This window comes from Streptomyces sp. NBC_00582, from assembly GCF_036345155.1.
In the GTDB taxonomy this organism is placed as follows: Bacteria; Actinomycetota; Actinomycetes; order Streptomycetales; family Streptomycetaceae; genus Streptomyces.
In genome coordinates, this window is sequence record NZ_CP107772.1 from 9,143,871 (window position 1) to 9,161,586 (window position 17,716).

Sequence of the window (17,716 nt, forward strand, 5' to 3'; positions counted from 1 at the left end):
TACCACGTGTCACCGCGACCTCGTTGAGCCGCCGCACCACCCCATAGGGCCACCGCAACCACCGTACGACCCCTCGGCGGCCGGCTCCCCCCACCTCCTGGCCGCCGGGCCCTCAGGCCTGCCGTGCCCCCGCCCTGCCCCGCTCAGCCCATACGCCCCGGCGCCCGCGACGCCAGGGGCTCTCCAGAGCCGCCCAGGTACCCGAACACCGTGCCCGGCCAGGTGCCCGAACACCGTGCCCGGCCAGGTGCCCGAACACCGTGCCCGCCCGGTACCCGAACACCGTGCCCGGCCAGGTACCCGAACACCGTGCCCGGTCCGCCCGCTCACGGCCCGCACCCGCCGAGGGGATTCCTCATGGCACCACAACCACCCCTGCTCACCATGTCCGGTATCACCAAGTCGTTCCCGGGCGTTCGCGCCCTGGACGGTGTGGATCTCGAGGTCCAGGCCGGGGAAGTCCATTGCCTCCTCGGCCAGAACGGGGCCGGCAAGTCCACGCTGATCAAAGTGCTCGCCGGAGCCCACCAGCCCGACGGCGGTGAGATCACCTGGCGGGGCGCGCCCGTGACCCTGGGGTCGCCGATCGCCGCCATGCGTCTCGGCATCGCCACCATCTACCAGGAACTCGATCTGATCGAGGGGCTGTCGGTCGCGGAGAACGTCTTCCTCGGGCACGAACCCACCTCCGTCGGGTTCGTCGTGCGCGGCTCCGCCGCCCGCACGGCGACCGCCCGGTTGCTGCGACGCCTCGGGCACGCGGAGATCGATCCCGAGCGGCTCGTCGGCGATCTGTCCGCGGCGCAGCAGCAGATCGTCTCGATGGCCCGCGCGCTGTCCCACGACGTCCGGTTGATCGTGATGGACGAGCCGTCGGCGGCGCTCGACCCCGAGGAGGTGGACAACCTCTTCCGGATCGTGGGCGATCTGACGGCGGACGGTGTCGCCGTCGTCTACATCTCCCACCGACTCGAGGAGATCAGGCGCATCGGCGAGCGGGTCACGGTCCTCAAGGAGGGCCGGTCGGTCGCCGGCGGTCTGCCCGCCGAGTCGACGCCGACCGAGGAGATCGTGGCGCTGATGACCGGGCGGAAGGTGGAGTACGTCTTCCCCGAACGCCCCGAGGCCGGGTTCGCCACGGGGAGAGAACCGGTGCTGAGGGTCGAAGGGCTGACCCGGCGAGGGGAGTTCGCGCCCGTCGATCTGGAGCTGCGCCCCGGTGAGATCGTCGGTCTGGCCGGGCTCGTCGGGTCGGGGCGCAGCGAGATCCTGGAGACGGTCTACGGGGCGCGCAGGCCCGACGGCGGCCGTGTCGTCGTCGACGGCACTCCCCTGCGCCCCGGAAGTGTCCGCGCCGCCGTCCGCGCGGGCATCGGCCTCGCACCCGAGGAACGCAAGGCGCAGGCCCTGCTGATGCTGGAGTCCGTCAGCAGCAACGTCACGGTCTCCACCCTGTCCCGGTTCGCCCGCGCGGGCTGGCTCGACCGCCGTACCGAGCGGGCCGTGGCACACCGGGCGGTCCGGGAGCTGTCCCTCCGGCCGGACGACCCCGACGCCGCGATCAGGACCCTGTCCGGCGGCAACCAGCAGAAGGCGGTCCTCGCCCGCTGGCTGCTCAGGGGCTGCAAGGTGCTGCTGCTGGACGAGCCGACCAGGGGCGTCGACATCGGCGCCCGGGCGGAGCTCTACGCGGTGATCCGGCGGCTGGCCGACGAGGGCCTGGCCGTACTGCTCGTGTCCAGCGAGGTGCCCGAGGTGCTGGGTCTCGCCGACCGGGTGCTGGTCCTGCGGGAAGGCAGCGTCGTGCACACGGCGGACGCCCGCGAGCTCGACGAGCACCGTGTACTCGATCTTGTGATGGAAGGGAGCCCGACGCCATGACGCAGCCGGCCACTGCGGGCGCGCAGCAGGAAGCGCCGACATCCGCCGCCAAGTCCTCGGAAGGACAGGGGAGTTCGCGCCGACTCGGGCTGCGCTGGGACGTGCGCAGCCTGTCCCTGCTCGGTGTCCTCGCCGTCCTCGTCGCGGTCGGTGGGATCACCGCACCGGACGCGTTCCTCGCGACGAGCAATCTTCAGCTCGTCCTCACCCAGGCGTCCGTGATCGGCGTCGTGACCGTCGGCATGACGTTCGTCATCACCAGCGGCGGGATCGACCTGTCGGTCGGCGCGATCGTGGCGCTCGCCTCGGTGTGGGCGACGACCGTGGCCACCCAGGAGTTCGGCTTCGCGGGCATCCTCTTCACCGCTGTGACCGTCGGTGTGGGCTGTGGCCTCGTGAACGGTCTGCTGATCGCCTACGGCAGGATGGTGCCGTTCATCGCGACGCTGGCCATGCTCGCCTCCGCCCGCGGGCTGGCGTTGCAGATCACCGACGGCAGCACCCAGATCGTCACCGTCACGTCCGTGCTCGATCTCGGTGCCAGGGACTCCTACGTGCTCGGCATCCCGCCCCTCGTTCTGATCTTCGCCGCGGTCACCGTCATCGGCCGGCTGCTGCTCAACCGCACCACCTTCGGGCGACGCACCGTCGCCGTCGGCGGCAACGCGGAAGCGGCACGCCTCGCCGGCATCGACGTACGCCGCCAGCGTCTGTACCTGTACCTGCTGTCCGGACTGTGCTGCGGTATCGCCGCGTTCATGCTGATCGTGCTCGCCGGATCGGGCCAGAACACCAACGGCAACCTCTACGAGCTGGACGCCATCGCCGCGGCCATCATCGGCGGCACCCTGCTCAGCGGCGGCCGCGGCACCATCCTCGGCTCCGTCCTCGGTGTCCTGGTCTTCACCACGATCACCAACATCTTCGCCCTGAACAACCTCGAGACCGCCGTCCAGCAGATCGCGAAGGGCGCCATCATCGTCGCCGCCGTCCTGGTCCAGCGCCGGTCGACGCACGGCGACGCCTGACACCGCCGTCCCGCACCCCCACCCCACCCCCACCCTCCCCATCCGACGCGCACCGCCCAGTCGAAGGGTCGATCCGCCATGGCAAGAATCCCCTCCACCAGCCGCAGATCACTGCTGTTCGGCACCGCGGCCGTTTCCGCCGGCGCGCTGCTGACGGCCTGCACCAGCAATGAGCCCTCGAAGCAGGAAAAGGCCGCGGACGACGCCCCGGTCGCGGACGACAAGCCGGGCAGGGCCGTCACCATCGGCTTCGCCGGCCCCCAGGCCGACCACGGCTGGCTCAACGCCATCAACGACAACGCCAAGTCGCGTGCCAAGAAGTACTCCGACGTCACGCTGGAGATCACCGAGGGCTCCAACGACATCGCCCAGCAGATCGGCCAGATCCAGACGCTGATCAACAAGAAGGTCGACGTCCTGGTGATCCTGCCGGCCGACGGCAAGGCGCTCACCCAGGTCGGCCTCCAGGCCATGAAGGCTGGCATCCCCGTCGTCAACCTGGACCGTGTCTTCGCCTCCCCCCAGGCGTACCGCTGCTGGATCGGCGGCGACAACTACGGCATGGGCCTCAACGCCGGCCACTACATCGGCGAACGGCTCAAGGACAAGCCGAACGCCAAGGTCGTCGAACTCGCCGGCCTCGACAACCTCGAACTCACCCAGCAGCGCACCAAGGGCTTCGACGACGCCCTGAAGAACTACCCCAACGTCAAGAAGGTGGCCCGCCAGGCCGCCGACTTCACGGTCGAGTCCGGCCAGGCCAAGATGGCGCAACTGCTGCAGGCCCAGTCGGGGTTCGACGCGCTGTGGAACCACGACGACGACCAGGGCGTGGGCGCGCTGCGCGCCATCGACCAGGCCGGTCGCGACGACTTCCTGATGGTCGGCGGCGCGGGGGCCAAGTCCGCGATGGACGCCATCAAGGCCGACAACAGCGTGCTCAAGGCGACCGTCCTGTACCCGCCGACGATGGCCGCCTCCGCCATCGACCTCGCCCGGGCGCTCGGTCAGGGCAAGGGCGTCGGCGGCCTCGCCGAGTTCGAGATCCCCTCCTCGCTGACGCTGTACTCGGCCGTGGTCACCAAGGACAACGTCGGCCAGTACCTGCCGACCGGCTTCAGCTGACCGGTCCGGGCCGCGTGCCCCCGCGCACGGCGACGAGTCACTGACACTCCGACGTGGAGGAATCCGTATGGAACAGAGGGACGGTCGGACCGCACCGCCGGCACTCGGTGTGGGCATGGTCGGCTACGCGTTCATGGGTGCCGCGCACTCACAGGGGTGGCGCACCGTCGGGCACGTGTTCGACCTGCCGCTGCGGCCGGTCCTGGCCGCGATCGCCGGCCGCGACGCGCTCGCCGTGCGGGCGGCGGCCGACAAGCACGGCTGGGCCGCGGCGGAGACCGACTGGCGCGCCCTGGTGGCCCGCGACGACGTGCACCTCGTCGACATCTGCACACCGGGCGACAGCCATGCGGAGATCGCGATCGCGGCGCTGGAGGCGGGCAAGCACGTGCTGTGCGAGAAGCCGCTGGCCAATTCGGTCGCCGAGGCGGAGGCCATGGTCGCCGCCGCCGACGCGGCCCGCGCGCGCGGGCAGTTGGCGATGGTCGGCTTCAACTACCGGCGGGTGCCCGCCCTCACCTACGCCCGCCGGCTCATCGCCGACGGCAGGCTCGGCGCGCTGCGCCACGTGCGGGTCGGCTACCTCCAGGACTGGCTGGTCGACCCCGACTTCCCGCTGACCTGGCGACTGCGGCGGGAGCACGCGGGATCGGGGGCGCTCGGCGACCTCGGCGCGCACATCGTCGACCTCGCGCAGTACCTGACAGGAGAGCCGCTGGTCGGTGTCTCCGCCCAGCTGGAGACCTTCGTCAAGGAACGCCCCCGGCTCGACGGCGCCTCCTCCGGTCCGACCGCTTCCGGCGACACCCGGCGCGGTCCGGTCACGGTGGACGACGCTGCCGTCTTCACCGGCCGGCTCGCCTCGGGCGCGCTCGCCACGTTCGAGGCGACCCGGATGGCCTCGGGGCGCAAGAACGCCCTGCGACTGGAGGTGAACGGCGCGTCCGGTTCGCTCGCCTTCGACCTCGAGCGCCTCAACGAGCTGCACTTCCTCGACCACCGGGAGCCGGCCGCCACGGCGGGGTTCCGCAGGATCGTCGTCACCGAGGCCGAGCACCCGTACCTGGAGGGCTGGTGGCCGCCCGGCCACGTGCTCGGCTACGAGCACACCTTCGCCCACCAGGCCCGCGACCTGGTCGAGGCCATCGCGTCGGGCACCGACCCGCTGCCGTCGTTCGCCGACGGTCTTCAGGTGCAGCGGGTGCTCGCCGCGGTGGAGGAGAGCGCGCAGAAGAACTCCGTCTACACCCCCGTCCAGGCCGTCGTGGCCGAAGTCCGTTAGGGAACCGGCAGGAACCCCGTTGGGAGGCACCATGTCACGCCCGTTCACCCTGTTCACCGGCCAGTGGGCCGATCTGCCGTTGGAGGAGGTCTGCCGACGGGCCGCCGACTTCGGCTACGACGGCCTCGAACTCGCCTGCTGGGGCGATCACTTCGAAGTGGACAAGGCCCTGACCGATCCCGCCTACCTGGCCGGTCGGCACGCCCTGCTCGACAAGTACGGCCTGCGCTGCTGGGCGATCTCCAACCATCTCGTCGGCCAGGCCGTCTGCGACCACCCCATCGACGAACGGCACCAGGGCATCCTGCCCGCCCGCATCTGGGGCGACGGGGAGCCGGAGGGCGTACGGCGGCGCGCCGCGGCCGAGATCAAGGACACGGCGCGGGCCGCGGCCGCCTTCGGGGTCGACACGGTCGTCGGTTTCACCGGATCGTCGATCTGGCATCTGGTGGCGATGTTCCCGCCGGTACCGGAGCGCATGATCGAGCGCGGCTACGAGGACTTCGCGGAGCGCTGGAACCCGATCCTGGACGTGTTCGACGCCGAGGGCGTCCGCTTCGCCCACGAGGTCCATCCCAGCGAGATCGCCTACGACTACTGGACCACCGCACGGGCCATGGAGGCGGTGGGCAACCGGCCGGCCTTCGGGCTCAACTTCGACCCCAGCCACTTCGTCTGGCAGGACCTGGACCCGGTCGGCTTCCTCTACGACTTCCGGGACCGGATCTACCACGTCGACTGCAAGGAGGCCCGTAGGCGTCTGGACGGGCGCAACGGGCGGCTCGGCTCCCATCTGCCCTGGGGCGACCCCCGCCGCGGCTGGGACTTCGTCTCCGCCGGGCACGGTGACGTCCCTTGGGAGGACGTGTTCCGGATACTGCGTTCGATCGGTTACGACGGGCCGATCTCCGTGGAGTGGGAGGACGCCGGCATGGACCGCCTCGTAGGCGCGCCGGAAGCACTCGCCCACCTGAAGCGGTTCGACTTCGACCCGCCTTCGGCGTCCTTCGACGCCGCCTTCGGAGGCGCCGACACCTAGACGAGTAGTTCCGATGTGGGTCAGTGGTCGTAGGCGATCAGTGACCGGGTGATGGGTGCGCCGATGGTTCGGTTGTGCCAGATCGCGCAGGTCATCGCCAGGATCCGCTGGGCCACCCGGACTCCGACGCCCTCGATGGTGCGGCCGCCGTGCTGTTCGAGGTCGAGCTGGCCCTTGAGGGTGTCGTTGACCGACTCGATCAGCTGCCGCACCGTCTTGAGCAGGGATTCTGCGGGGTGTGGGGTGCCGCGGTTGCGGTAGGACGGCCGTAGCAGGCTGATGCCGCGAGCGGCGAGGAAGCGGTCGAGTTCGGCAGCGATGTACCCCTTGTCCGCCAGGATCAGCAGCCCCGGCCGGGCAGCTGCCAGATGCGGTTCGTCGTCGATCAGAGCGGCCAGGACCTGCCGTTCGTCGACCTTGGGGTCGGCCAGGGCCCAGGCGACGGGCAGGCCTGCCGGGGTGCACACCAGATGCAGCTTCAGGCCCCAGTAGAAGCGGGAGTGTGATCGGCAGTAGCCGTAGCCTGCCCAGCCGGCCAGGTCGGAGCGTTTGACGGTCTCGCGGGAGCGTGCGCACTCGACCGGAGTGGAGTCCACGATCCACACATCGTCCAGCCATAGGTCGGTGTCAGCGGCCAGCGACCGGATGGCCCGTTTGACCAGGGGCAGAGCGGCTCGCAGCCGCTTGTTGTAGGCAGGGCGCTGGGGCAGGTACGGGAACATCCCGTGCAGGTGGGCGTGGGCGAAGCGCAGCCAGCGGGCCTCACAGTGGAAGCCCAGCACGGCCTGGGCCACCGCCAGGGTCACCAGCTCGGCATCGGTCAGCCGCGGCGGACGTCCACGCCACCGCGGGGTCTTCAAACGGTCATCGACATGCACGTACAGTGCCGTCAAGAGGGTGTCTAAATCGGTCGTCACAACCCGATGTTGGACACCCTCCCTCCGTCTGAGAACCCCGCATTCGGAACTACTCGTCTAGGGCCCACCGCGGCTGAATTCCCCCGACGCCGAGAACCGAGAGCCGCCGGGCCGGTCCGCGCTGCCCTGATACGTCGTCAGCGCCAGCAGCCGGGCGGGGGTCGAGACCCTGACCCGGCTCCACCGGCACGGCGGCGGCGCCGAACGGCGCGCCATACTCCGGGCGCTGCCGACCCTGGTCGAAGGACCGCATGCCGTCCACCTCGTCGCGGACGCCCTGCGGAGCAACGACACCGGCCTCGTCCGCGCCGCCGTCGGCCCGTACGCCGCCACCCAACTCGATCCGCACGCCTGGCGCCACGCCGTTCTGAAGTGCCTGTTCACCGGCGTCCCCCTCGCTGCGGTCGCGCACTGGACGCGGCGGGCGGCCGGCGACGCCGAACCGGCCCGCATGCTCGGCGACCAGGCCGCCGAGCGGACGGCCGCCGGCCGCGACGTCCCCCACGATCTCCGGTCGTGTGCTGACCCTGACGGGCGAACAGCCCAAGGAGCTGTGATGCGTCTCTTCGACCCGCACACGACTACGACCTCCAGCGGTTCGGCCCCGACGATCCCCGCCCACCGCGCCGCCGCCGAGCTCGACACCGTCATCGGCCCGTTGCTGGACGACGCGCGCGCCGAGGGCCGTACGGTCGTGGCCCTGTCCGAGTACGGCATCACCCGCGTCAGCCGTCCGGTCGACATCAACCGCGCCCTGCGGCGGGCCGGACTGCTCGAGGTCCACACTCAGGACGGCATGGAGTACCTGGACCCGACGACGTCCCGCGCCTTCGCCGTCGCCGACCACCGGATCGCGCACGTCTACGTCCGCCGCACCGAGGACCTGGCAGCCACCCGCGAGGCGCTCAAGGACCTGCCGGGCATCGACGAGCTCCTCGACGACGACGGCAAGAAGGCCGACGGACTCGGCCACCCGCGTTCCGGGGAGCTGGTCGCGCTCGCCGCACCGGACGTCCTGGTCTCCACCCCCCGCGCAGTGTCCGGCCTCGTAGCGGCCACCGAGGTGAAGCCCCTGCTCCTGCGGCTCGCAGGCCTCGCCTGAGGCGGCAGCCGTTCCCACACCCGCAGCACCGTGACAACGAAAGAGAGAACCACTGTGACCGCTTTCAACGACGAAACCGTCACCGGCGACGCCCTGCGCCGCACGCTCGGCCTGAGCCGCCGTCGTTTCCTCGGCACCTGCACCGCCGCCTCCGCCGCGGCGGTCGCCGCCCCGGTCTTCGGCGCCGCGCCCGCCCTGGCGCAGGACAGAGCGGAAGCCTCCGGCGGTGACCGGGGCCGTTCCGCTCTGGTCCCGCCGCACAAGCGCGGCATCATCCTCTACACCGTCCGTGACGCGATCGGCCGCGACCCGCTGGCCTCCGACCTGCCCTCCGGTTTCCGCGCGGTCTTCAAGCAGCTGTCGCGCTTCGGCTACCGCCAGGTCGAGTTCGCGGGCTACGGCCAGCACGCCAACGCGCCCGGCGGCGCCGACCTGGGCACCGTCAGGGGCGCGAAGCTCATGCGCTCCTGGCTCGACGCGTACGGCCTGCGGGCGCAGGGCAGCCATGGCTACATCCCGCCGGCCTGGCCGCTGACGCCGTCCGACCTGGACACCTTCAAGCGCTGGCTGGAGATCGCCAACATCCTCGGCATGGAGCACATGGGCACCGGCGCCGACCCCACGACCACCCCCTACCGGGCCGACTGGGACATCGCCGCCCAGAAGTGGAACACCCTGGGCGCCCTCGCCCGCCGTGAGGGCGTCAAGCTCTACACCCACAACCACGACAGCGCCTACGACTTCCTGCTCGACGGCGGCCCGCTCGACGCCGAGGGCCGGCCGACCCGCAGCTCCGGCATCAGGAAGCTGGAGTACTTCCTGAACCTGACCGACCGCAAGAGCGTCTACCTGGAGCTGGACGTCTTCTGGGCGCACGTGGCCCGGTACAAGTTCCACACGTACACCGCCCACGACGGCTCACCGCGCGAGCGCGTCTTCGACCCGGCCGCGCTGGTGGTCCGCAACACCCACCGCTTCCCGCTCTTCCACGCCAAGGACGGTGTCGTCAACCTCCAGAGCGGCCTCGGCTACGACATGGTGCCGTTCGGCACGGGCGACATCGACTACCGGACGTTCTTCACCCGGGTGGGAGCGAAGAACCACCACAACCCGATGGTCGAGCAGGACAACGCGCCGAGCACGAGCGCGCCCGGCCAGTCCCTGGAGTTCGCCCGGGTCGGCTACGACAACCTCGCCGCCCTGCGCGCCTGCGACTGACGCCCCGTCACCCCCTTCCACCCGCAGAGCGAAGGAGTTCTGAGTGCGCAACAGACGGATCGCCGCCCTCGTGGGGGCGACAGCGCTGGCCGGAGCCGTCGGGCTCCTGCCTCTCCCCGCAGCGCAAGCCGCCCCACCGGCTCCCGTGCCGCCGGCCGCGTCGGACTTTCAGAAGGTGACCCTCAACGACCGCCCGGGCGAGCCCATGGCCCTCGCCGTCCTGCCCGACCGGCGCGTGCTGCACACGGCGCGCACCGGAGAGGTCCGGATCCACGACCCCAAGAGCGGTGTGAACTTCCTCGCCGCCGACATGAAGAAGAGCCCCGCGGGGCTCTACCAGCACGACGAGGAGGGCGTGCAGGGCATCGCCGTGGACCCCGACTTCGCCGAGAACCACTGGGTCTACCTCTACTACTCGCCCCGCCTCGACACCCCCATGGACGACCCGGCCACCCCGGGAGTCAACGAGGGGGACGCACCGCAGTTCGGCACGGCGGAGGAATTCGCCGCGTACCGGGGGGTCACCCGGCTGTCGCGGTTCAAGCTCGTGGGCGGCAAACTCGCCTACGCCACCGAGCAGAAGATCCTCGACGTACCGGCCGACCGCGGCATCTGCTGCCATGTCGGCGGCAAGATCGACTTCGACGGCAAGGGCAACCTGTTCCTGTCGACCGGTGACGACTCCAATCCGTTCGCCTCGGACGGCTACGCCCCGCTCGACGACCGCCCCGGCCGCAACCCGGCCTACGACGCGCGCCGCACCGCGGGCAACACCGACGACCTGCGCGGCAAGGTCCTGCGCATCAGGGTCGAACGGAACGGCGGATACGTCGTCCCCAAGGGCAACCTCTTCGCGCCGGGCACCCCCCGGACCCGCCCCGAGATCTACGCCATGGGCCTGCGCAACCCGTTCCGCTTCGCCGTCGACGACAGGACCGGCGAGCTGTACGTCGGCGACTACTCGCCCGACGCCAACAGCGCCGACCCCGACCGCGGCCCCGCCGGCCAGGGACGCTGGATGGTCGTCGACCGCCCCGCCAACTACGGCTGGCCGTTCTGCGTGACCCGCGACCTGCCGTACCAGGACTACGACTTCGCCACCCAGAAGTCGAGCGGGGCGTTCAACTGCGCCAAGCCGGTCAACGACTCACGCCACAACACGGGCCGCAGCCTGCTGCCCCCGGTCACGGACGCGGAGATCGTCTACGGCTACGGCGCCTCCGAGACGTTCCCCGAACTCGGCACGGGCGGCATCGGACCCATGGGCGGCCCGGCCTACCACTACGACAAGCGCAACACGGCCGAGAACCGCTGGCCCCGGTACTACGACGGCAAGCCGCTCTTCTACGAGTGGACCCGCGACCAGATGAAGGCCCTCACCCTCGGCGGCGGGAACGAGGTCCGGAAGATCGAGGACGCGATCCCCTCGATCAGGACCGACGGTCCGATCGACGCCGAGTTCGGCCCGGACGGCGCGCTGTACGTCCTCGAGTACGGCACCGGGTACTTCGCGGAGCTGCCCGAGGCGCAGCTCTCCCGTATCGACTTCACGCGGGGCAACCGCACCCCCGAGCCCCAGGTCGCCGCGGACGTGCTCAACGGGACCAGCCCGCTGACGGTCCGGTTCTCCAGCGCCGGCACGAAGGACGCCGACGGGGACGCCCTGCGCTACGCCTGGGACTTCGACGCCGACGGCACCGTGGACTCCAGGGAGGCGAACCCGAGACACACCTTCACCAGCAACGCCGTCTTCGACGCCACGCTGAAGGTCACCGACGGCACCGGGCGCTCGGCTTCCGCGTCCGTTCCGGTCGTGGTCGGCAACAAGGCGCCGGTCGTCTCCCTCACCACCGACCCGGCTCCGCACGGCGGCACGGCGTTCCACTGGGGGGACACGGTCACCTGGCAGGTCTACGTCACCGACGACCAGCCGGTGGACTGCTCGAAGGTCACCGTCTCCTTCATCCTCGGCCATGACGCGCACGGCCACCCGCTGTCGTCGAGCAACGGCTGCTCCGGATCGTTCCAGACCTTCCTGGACGGCGGTCACTCCGGTTCGGACAACCTGAAGGCGGTCTTCAACGCCACCTACCAGGACTCACCTCCGGACGGCCTGCCGTCCCTCTCGGGCAGCGCCGAGGTCGCGCTGACACCGGCGGACTGACCAAGACACCGGTCCAACCCGGGATCAGCTTCGGACAGCGACCGAGAAGGGTGCCCGACGGGAGACTTCCCCGGTCAGGCACCCTTCCGTGTGTCTCTAGAAGAAGCCCAGCTTCTTCGGCGAGTACGACACCAGCAGGTTCTTCGTCTGCTTGTGGTACACGATCTCACCCGCTTCTGACCTGCGGCAATGGATGGAATCGCCCGATCCGAAGCCGAGTTGGTCCGTCCCTGGTCCGGATCACTGAGGCTTTCACCGGGTAGATGCTTGGGGGACCTTGGCGTGCCTCAGCGGCGAGGTCCGCTCCTCGATCCTGCTGCGGCATCTGCGAACGCCTCGAGCGCCCGCAGCGGGCGGCGCCGCCGCTGGGCCACCCGTTGCGGGTCGGCCCTGATGGGCGGCGCGTTGGTGCCCTGCCCCATGGCGCCCATAGCTGCGGGTCGGTGAGGGCTGGTCGCTCCCCCACTCTCGGCTTCGCTCGAGCGGGGGGACCCCCAACGCGGCGGTAGCCGAAGATCGAGACAGCCCCGCGTCCCTCCCGCGGCGGCGTGCCGTCCGCCGCTTACTCCCCAGGGAGTAATCCGCAGCCGCCGTCGCCCCCGGCAGTACGCGTCACCTCGCCCTCCCGCCCGACGAAAGCCGTGGTTCTGACCGGAAGTCTGGGGACCGAAGCAGACGTCACCCGGAAGGAGATCGGTCAATGAGGGCCGGAGAGAAAACCGCTACGACGAGGCTGGGGCCGGGGCGCGGGCGAGCCGTTCCATGGGCGGTGCTCGGGCTGTGGATTGCGGTGATCGCGCTCGTCGGGCCGTTCGCGGCGAAGCTCGGCAGCGTGCAGCACGACAAGGTCACCGACTACCTGCCGGCGAGCGCTGACTCGACACAAGCGGCGAAGATCGAGGAGAAGTTGCCCGGTGGCGAGACCACCGAGATGGTGCTCGTCTACCACCGGGACGGCGGGCTCAGCGCCGCCGACCGGAAGACCGCCGCCGGTCAGGTCGCGGAGATCGCCGGGCAGCACAAGCTGATCGGCGGCGCCCCGAAGGGGATTCCGTCCAAGGACGGCACGACCCTGATGTACCCGGTCGCCAGCAACGAGCCCGGGGCGGACGAGGAGAAGCAGGACCAGCTCGTCACCGACGTTCGCGAAGTCGCCCAGGGCGAAGGCGGGTTGAGCGTCGATGTGGGCGGCACCGGCGCGCTGGGCACCGACTCCGGCGCGGTCTACGACTCGCTCGGCGGACCGCTGCTCTACACCACCGTCGCCGTCGTCGCCATACTGCTGATCCTGATCTACCGCAGCCCCGTGCTGTGGCTCGTGCCCCTGGTCGTCGCCGGGATCGCCGACTACATGTCGATGGGTGTCTCCTACGGCCTCAACCAGGCCTTCGGCACGACCGTCACGGGGCAGAGTGCGGGTGTGATGACGATCCTCGTGTTCGGGGCGGGCACGGACTACGCGCTGCTGCTCGTCGCGCGCTACCGGGAGGAGCTGCGGCGCATCGAGCGACCGTACGAGGCCATGGTCGCCGCCCTGCGCGGCTGCGGGCCCGCCGTGCTCGCCTCCTCCGGCACCGTCGCCGCCGGACTGCTGTGCCTGCTCGCCGCCGACCTCAACAGCAGCAAGGGCATGGGCCCGCTCGGCACCGTCGGTGTGCTGTGCGCGCTGATCGCGATGCTGACCCTGCTCCCCGCCATCCTCGTACTGGTCGGACGGCGGGTGTTCTGGCCGCTCGTGCCCGCCTTCGGGAGCACGCCCAAGCAGCGGCGGAGCCTGTTCGCGGCGATGGGCAGCTCTGCCGGACGCAGGCCGCTGACCGTACTCGCGAGCGGTGCCGTACTGCTCGGCGCCTTGGCCCTCGGCTCACTCAACCTGCCGGGAGTGCTCAAGCAGGAGGACTCCTTCGTCAAGAAGCCGGAGTCCGTCGTCGCGATGGAGACCCTCGCCAAGTCCTTTCCCGAGAGCGGCAGCCAGCCCATCGACGTGATCACCCCGCAGGACCGGGCCGACGAGACCCTCGCGACCGTCCGCGGCACACCGGGAGTCGGCAGCGCGGAGAAGGGGCGTACGGGAGACGGCTGGACCGAGATCTCCGTCTTCGCGAAGAGCGCACCCCAGTCGGCGGGGGAGACCGCCACCATCAAGTCCCTGCGGGGCCAACTGAAGGGCTCCTACGTCGGCGGGGACAGCGCCCAGCAGATCGACCTGGAGGTCACCAACGCCCGGGACACGAAGATCGTCGTACCGCTCGTTCTCGTCTCCGTGATGCTCATCCTGATCGGGCTGCTGCGGAGTCTGGTCGCACCGCTGCTCCTGGTGGTCGCGGTCGTCGCGGTGTGGGGCGCCTCCCTCGGGATCGGCGGACTGGTCTTCGAACCGCTCCTCGGCCTCAAGGGCACCGATCCAGGGCTCGGACTGCTGTCCTTCGTGTTCCTGGTCGCCCTCGGTGTCGACTACGGCATCTTCCTCATGCACCGGATGAGGGAGGAGTCCCTGGCGGGAACGGAACCGGCCACGGCGGCACTCACCGCACTGCGCACCACCGGCGGCGTCATCGCCTCCGCAGGACTCGTCCTCGCCGCGACCTTCGCCGTGTTGACGAACATGGGCCTGGTGCAGCTGGTCCAGCTCGGCTTCGTGATCGCCGTCGGCGTCCTGCTCGACACCTTCCTCGTACGGACGTACCTGGTGACCAGCGCCAGCGTCGCCCTGGGCCGGAAGGTGTGGTGGCCGGGCGTGCTCTCACGGGAGCCCGGGCCGGCTGAACCGGCCGGGTCGCGCGGACCGGGCGGACCGGCCGAGCCGCCCCGGCAGCCGGAAACCGTCAGAGCACCCGGAGCACGCTGATCGAAGGCCTCGATCGAACGCTCTGATCGAGCACCCTGATCGTGCACCTTGATCCTGCGGGGCCGCCCAGGTGCCTCTCCTTCCGTAGAGGCGCCCGGGTTCCCGTACGAGTACCGGAAGATGGAGCCGTGGAAGAACGGGGAACGACCACAGGGGTACGCGACCGGTCGGCGGCGGAGACGGCGGCCGGTGGCGGCGGGCGGTCCCGTCGCGTCGAGCGCATCATGTCCGCCGTCAACCGCGAACCGCTGACCGCACCGCACCGCACCCGCAACGACGCGGTCCTCGCGCTGGGCGTCGCCGTGCTCGCCTCATCCTTCGCCCTGACGGGCGGCGAAGGGATCCGGCCCGACTCGCTCGGCTGGACTCTGGTGCTCGCCGGGCACGTGCCCCTCGTATGGCGGCGCCGCCGTCCGGTGGTGGCCCTGCTCGGGGTGGTGGCCTGCATGGCTCCGTACTACGCCTTCGACTACAACCCCGCCCTGCCCATGCCCGCGATCGTCCTGGCGCTCTACACCGTCGCGGCGACCGGCGCCGTACACCGCACGCTGCTCACCGGTGTCGCCGTCCTCGGCTCGACAGTGATCAGCAACGGCATCACCGACCAGGACGAGGCGCTGGACTCCCTGGAGATCTCCGGCTGGATCATCGCGGTCCTGGTCGTCGGTGTCGCCGTCCGCTACTACCGCTTGTACGTCGCCTCCATCGTCGAGCGGGCCGAGCGGGCCGAACGCACCCGGGAGGAGGAGGCCAGGCGCCGCGTCGCCGAGGAACGGCTGCGGATGGCCCGTGACCTGCACGACCTGCTCGCCCACAGCATCACGCTCATCGGCGTGCAGACGTCCGTGGCGGCCCACGTCCTCACCGCCGACCCCGAGCGCCTCGACCGCAAAGCCGTCGCCCAGGCACTGGACGACATCGCGGGGACCTGCCGGACCGCCCGGGGGGAACTGCGTACGACGCTGGAGGTGCTGCGGGCGCAGGACACGGCCGAGGGAGCGGGCGTGGATCGGGGAGCGGGGGCCGGTTCCGTGTCCGGGGCCGAGGACATGCGGGGGCCGCTGCCCGGGATCGACGGACTGGCCGGTCTCGCGGAGACCGGCCGGGGGGCCGGGGCCAAGGTCGAACTGTCCGTCCGCGCGGACGGCGTCCCGCCCTCCGTGGGCGCCGCCGCGTACCGGATCGTGCAGGAGGCGCTCACCAACGCCGTCCGTCACGGTGGCCGCGAGAACCTCACCGTGCGGGTGGGTCTGTGGACCGCGGACGGCGCACTGAGGGTGAGTGTCAGGGACGACGGGACGGGCGGCGGAGTGGGCCCGTCCGACGGCACGCCGGGGTTCGGGCTCATCGGAATGCGGGAGCGGGCCCGTAGCGTGGGCGGCACACTGGACGCCGGCCCAGGGCCCGCCGAGGGCTTCGAGGTGACCGCCACACTGCCGCTGTCCCGGGAGGACGAGCTTCGATGACCATCCGCGTACTGCTGGCCGACGACCAGAACCTCGTACGGGCCTCCTTCGCGATGCTCGTCTCGTCGGCCGGCGACATGGAGGTCGTCGCCGAGGCGGGCACCGGGCGGGAGGCCGTGGCGCTGGCCCGGTCCGCGCGGGCCGATCTCATCGTGATGGACATCCGCATGCCCGACCTCGACGGGATCGAGGCGACCCGGCTCATCGCCGCCGACGAGGATCTCGCGGGGGTGAAGGTGCTCGTCCTGACGACGTACGAGACCGACGAGAACATCGTCGAGGCACTGCGGGCCGGGGCGTCCGGCTTCCTCGTGAAGGACATCAGGCCGGCCGAACTCCTCGACGCCATCAGGACGGTGGCCGCGGGGGAGTCCCTCCTCTCGCCCGGTCCCACCTCGCGGCTGATCGCCCGCTTTCTGCGCGCGCCGAACACCGCGACGACATCCGCGTTGGGCGGGCCGAGCGTGCTGTCCGAACGGGAACGGCAGGTGCTCGCGCTGGTCGCGCGCGGTCTCAACAACCCCGAGATCGCCGACGCGTTGGGACTCAGCCCGCTGACCGCGAAGACCCATGTCAGCCGGATCATGGGCAAGTTGGGGGCGCGGGACCGGGCGCAACTGGTGATCGTGGCGTACGAGTCGGGGCTTGTGATACCTGGGACTGTCTGAGTTCGGGGCGGGTTCAGGTTGCGTTCCGGGGGTCGCTTGTACGGTTTCTCAACTCCCCGTGGTTGCACGGGCATTGCTCTGTCCCTCGGTGCGCAACGGAGCGCTCTACCACCAACGCACCTTCCCCAGCCCGGAACCGTGGGCCCGGCCTGGGGCCCATGGGTGTCCGCGTGCTCGCAGAGCTGGGCGACGATCGGGCACGGTTCGCCGACGCCCGGACACTGAAGTCGTAGGCCGGATCCGCGCCCATCACCCGGGCCTCCGGCAAGAAGCGTTTCGTCGGCCGCCGCTACGTCAAGAACAACCGCCTCATCAACGCCGGCTTCTCTGGGCCTTCGCCGCCCTCACCGCCTCACCCGGAGCCAACGCTCACTACCGACACCGGCGCGACCACGGAGACTGGCACGCCGCCGCACAACGGCACTTGGTGAACCGCTTCCTCGGCCAGCTCCATCACTGCCTCAAGACCCGGCAGTTCTTCCACGAACAACGTGCCTTCGCGCCAATGGCTCTGTCTCCGGAAGCGTCGAGCGCTCAGACATAGCCAGGGCCACTGACGGCTTGCCGCTCACCCGCCTGCCCTATCCGCTCCGGTTGCCCTGCTCAACTGGGCGGCGAGACGGACGGCGGTCTTCTCCCCGGCTCGCTGCCTGATCAGACCCTCTTTGGCAGCTGCACGAAGCCAGACCTCCGAGCTGCCCCCATCGGCCTTCAGCACTCGTGCGGTCACCACTACGGCATTCAGCCCGCTGGCACCGCCGCTGGCGACGATGCGGATAGTTTCGTCCTCGCCAAGGCGAACTGGCACAGTCTCAATAACGTGGCCCGCCCTCCCGAGCACACCGAAGACGCGCTTCACCGCATCGTCGAAAGGCAAGGGAACACCCGGACCAAGCGACCACTACCCCCACCCACTGCGCCGAGAGCAGCAAGCTCCTCAGCCAAGACCTGGTCCTCGCTCTGATCCACGGACCCCAC

Annotated in this window: 11 protein-coding genes and 3 pseudogenes; 13 read left to right on the forward strand and 1 reads right to left on the reverse strand. The window is 70.6% G+C overall.

The genetic code is table 11. The annotated features are described in order from the left end of the window. The first annotated feature begins 357 nt into the window (after positions 1 to 357). The 5 genes from OG852_RS41420 to OG852_RS41440 all read left to right on the forward strand — a co-directional run bounded on the left by OG852_RS41420 (position 358) and on the right by OG852_RS41440 (position 6,355). Positions 358 to 1,881 (forward strand): sugar ABC transporter ATP-binding protein, encoded by a 1,524-nt coding sequence (locus OG852_RS41420; protein WP_133917540.1) that lies wholly within the window; start codon positions 358 to 360, stop codon positions 1,879 to 1,881. Next, complete coding sequence (locus OG852_RS41425) at positions 1,878 to 2,909, forward strand: ABC transporter permease (RefSeq protein WP_330350567.1); 1,032 nt, start codon at positions 1,878 to 1,880, stop codon at positions 2,907 to 2,909. Before OG852_RS41420 ends, OG852_RS41425 begins: the two co-directional genes overlap by 4 nt. 78 nt (positions 2,910 to 2,987) lie before the next feature. Then, complete coding sequence (locus OG852_RS41430; protein ID WP_133917542.1) at positions 2,988 to 4,034, forward strand: substrate-binding domain-containing protein; 1,047 nt, start codon at positions 2,988 to 2,990, stop codon at positions 4,032 to 4,034. A 67-nt stretch (positions 4,035 to 4,101) separates the two neighbouring features. Further along, positions 4,102 to 5,316 carry a Gfo/Idh/MocA family protein gene (locus OG852_RS41435; protein WP_133917543.1) on the forward strand — a complete coding sequence of 405 codons (1,215 nt, stop codon included), beginning with the start codon at positions 4,102 to 4,104 and terminating at the stop codon, positions 5,314 to 5,316. A 31-nt stretch (positions 5,317 to 5,347) separates the two neighbouring features. Continuing rightward, positions 5,348 to 6,355 carry a sugar phosphate isomerase/epimerase family protein gene (locus tag OG852_RS41440; protein WP_133917544.1) on the forward strand — a complete coding sequence of 336 codons (1,008 nt, stop codon included), beginning with the start codon at positions 5,348 to 5,350 and terminating at the stop codon, positions 6,353 to 6,355. Between the two features lie 20 nt (positions 6,356 to 6,375). Here OG852_RS41440 and OG852_RS41445 read toward each other — a convergent pair whose 3' ends face one another. Next, a complete protein-coding gene (locus tag OG852_RS41445; RefSeq protein WP_330346730.1) occupies positions 6,376 to 7,272 on the reverse strand; it encodes an IS982 family transposase in 897 nt (298 codons plus the stop codon). A 169-nt stretch (positions 7,273 to 7,441) separates the two neighbouring features. Here OG852_RS41445 and OG852_RS41450 point away from each other — a divergent pair. The 8 genes and pseudogenes from OG852_RS41450 to OG852_RS41485 form a co-directional block, all read left to right on the forward strand. Beyond that, positions 7,442 to 7,732 (forward strand): annotated as a pseudogene (locus tag OG852_RS41450) (EboA domain-containing protein); the annotation flags it as partial. 110 nt (positions 7,733 to 7,842) lie between these two features. Beyond that, positions 7,843 to 8,374 (forward strand): annotated as a pseudogene (locus OG852_RS41455) (alkaline phosphatase family protein); the annotation flags it as partial. Between the two features lie 54 nt (positions 8,375 to 8,428). Continuing rightward, entirely contained in the window at positions 8,429 to 9,592 is a 1,164-nt protein-coding gene (locus tag OG852_RS41460; protein WP_330350568.1) for a sugar phosphate isomerase/epimerase family protein, read from the forward strand. A gap of 43 nt (positions 9,593 to 9,635) precedes the next feature. Continuing rightward, positions 9,636 to 11,756: a PQQ-dependent sugar dehydrogenase gene (locus OG852_RS41465; protein WP_330350569.1), complete on the forward strand. Its 2,121-nt coding sequence runs from the start codon at positions 9,636 to 9,638 to the stop codon at positions 11,754 to 11,756. A gap of 700 nt (positions 11,757 to 12,456) precedes the next feature. Next, entirely contained in the window at positions 12,457 to 14,604 is a 2,148-nt protein-coding gene (locus OG852_RS41470; protein WP_133912910.1) for an MMPL family transporter, read from the forward strand. Between the two features lie 128 nt (positions 14,605 to 14,732). Beyond that, entirely contained in the window at positions 14,733 to 16,070 is a 1,338-nt protein-coding gene (locus tag OG852_RS41475) for a sensor histidine kinase (protein ID WP_443064610.1), read from the forward strand. Continuing rightward, complete coding sequence (locus tag OG852_RS41480) at positions 16,067 to 16,738, forward strand: response regulator transcription factor (RefSeq protein WP_330350570.1); 672 nt, start codon at positions 16,067 to 16,069, stop codon at positions 16,736 to 16,738. Before OG852_RS41475 ends, OG852_RS41480 begins: the two co-directional genes overlap by 4 nt. Before the next feature lie 143 nt (positions 16,739 to 16,881). Beyond that, positions 16,882 to 17,282, forward strand: a pseudogene (locus tag OG852_RS41485) (transposase); the annotation flags it as partial. Positions 17,283 to 17,716: the final 434 nt, after the last annotated feature.

Excerpts from the sequence above, each read along its gene's own strand:
- OG852_RS41430 (WP_133917542.1), top strand. The coding sequence starts at position 2,988 with ATGGCAAGAATCCCCTCCACCAGCCGCAGATCACTGCTGTTCGGCACC.
- OG852_RS41440 (WP_133917544.1), top strand. The coding sequence starts at position 5,348 with ATGTCACGCCCGTTCACCCTGTTCACCGGCCAGTGGGCCGATCTGCCG.
- OG852_RS41420 (WP_133917540.1), top strand. The coding sequence starts at position 358 with ATGGCACCACAACCACCCCTGCTCACCATGTCCGGTATCACCAAGTCG.
- OG852_RS41470 (WP_133912910.1), top strand. The coding sequence starts at position 12,457 with ATGAGGGCCGGAGAGAAAACCGCTACGACGAGGCTGGGGCCGGGGCGC.
- OG852_RS41425 (WP_330350567.1), top strand. The coding sequence starts at position 1,878 with ATGACGCAGCCGGCCACTGCGGGCGCGCAGCAGGAAGCGCCGACATCC.
- OG852_RS41435 (WP_133917543.1), top strand. The coding sequence starts at position 4,102 with ATGGAACAGAGGGACGGTCGGACCGCACCGCCGGCACTCGGTGTGGGC.
- OG852_RS41480 (WP_330350570.1), top strand. The coding sequence starts at position 16,067 with ATGACCATCCGCGTACTGCTGGCCGACGACCAGAACCTCGTACGGGCC.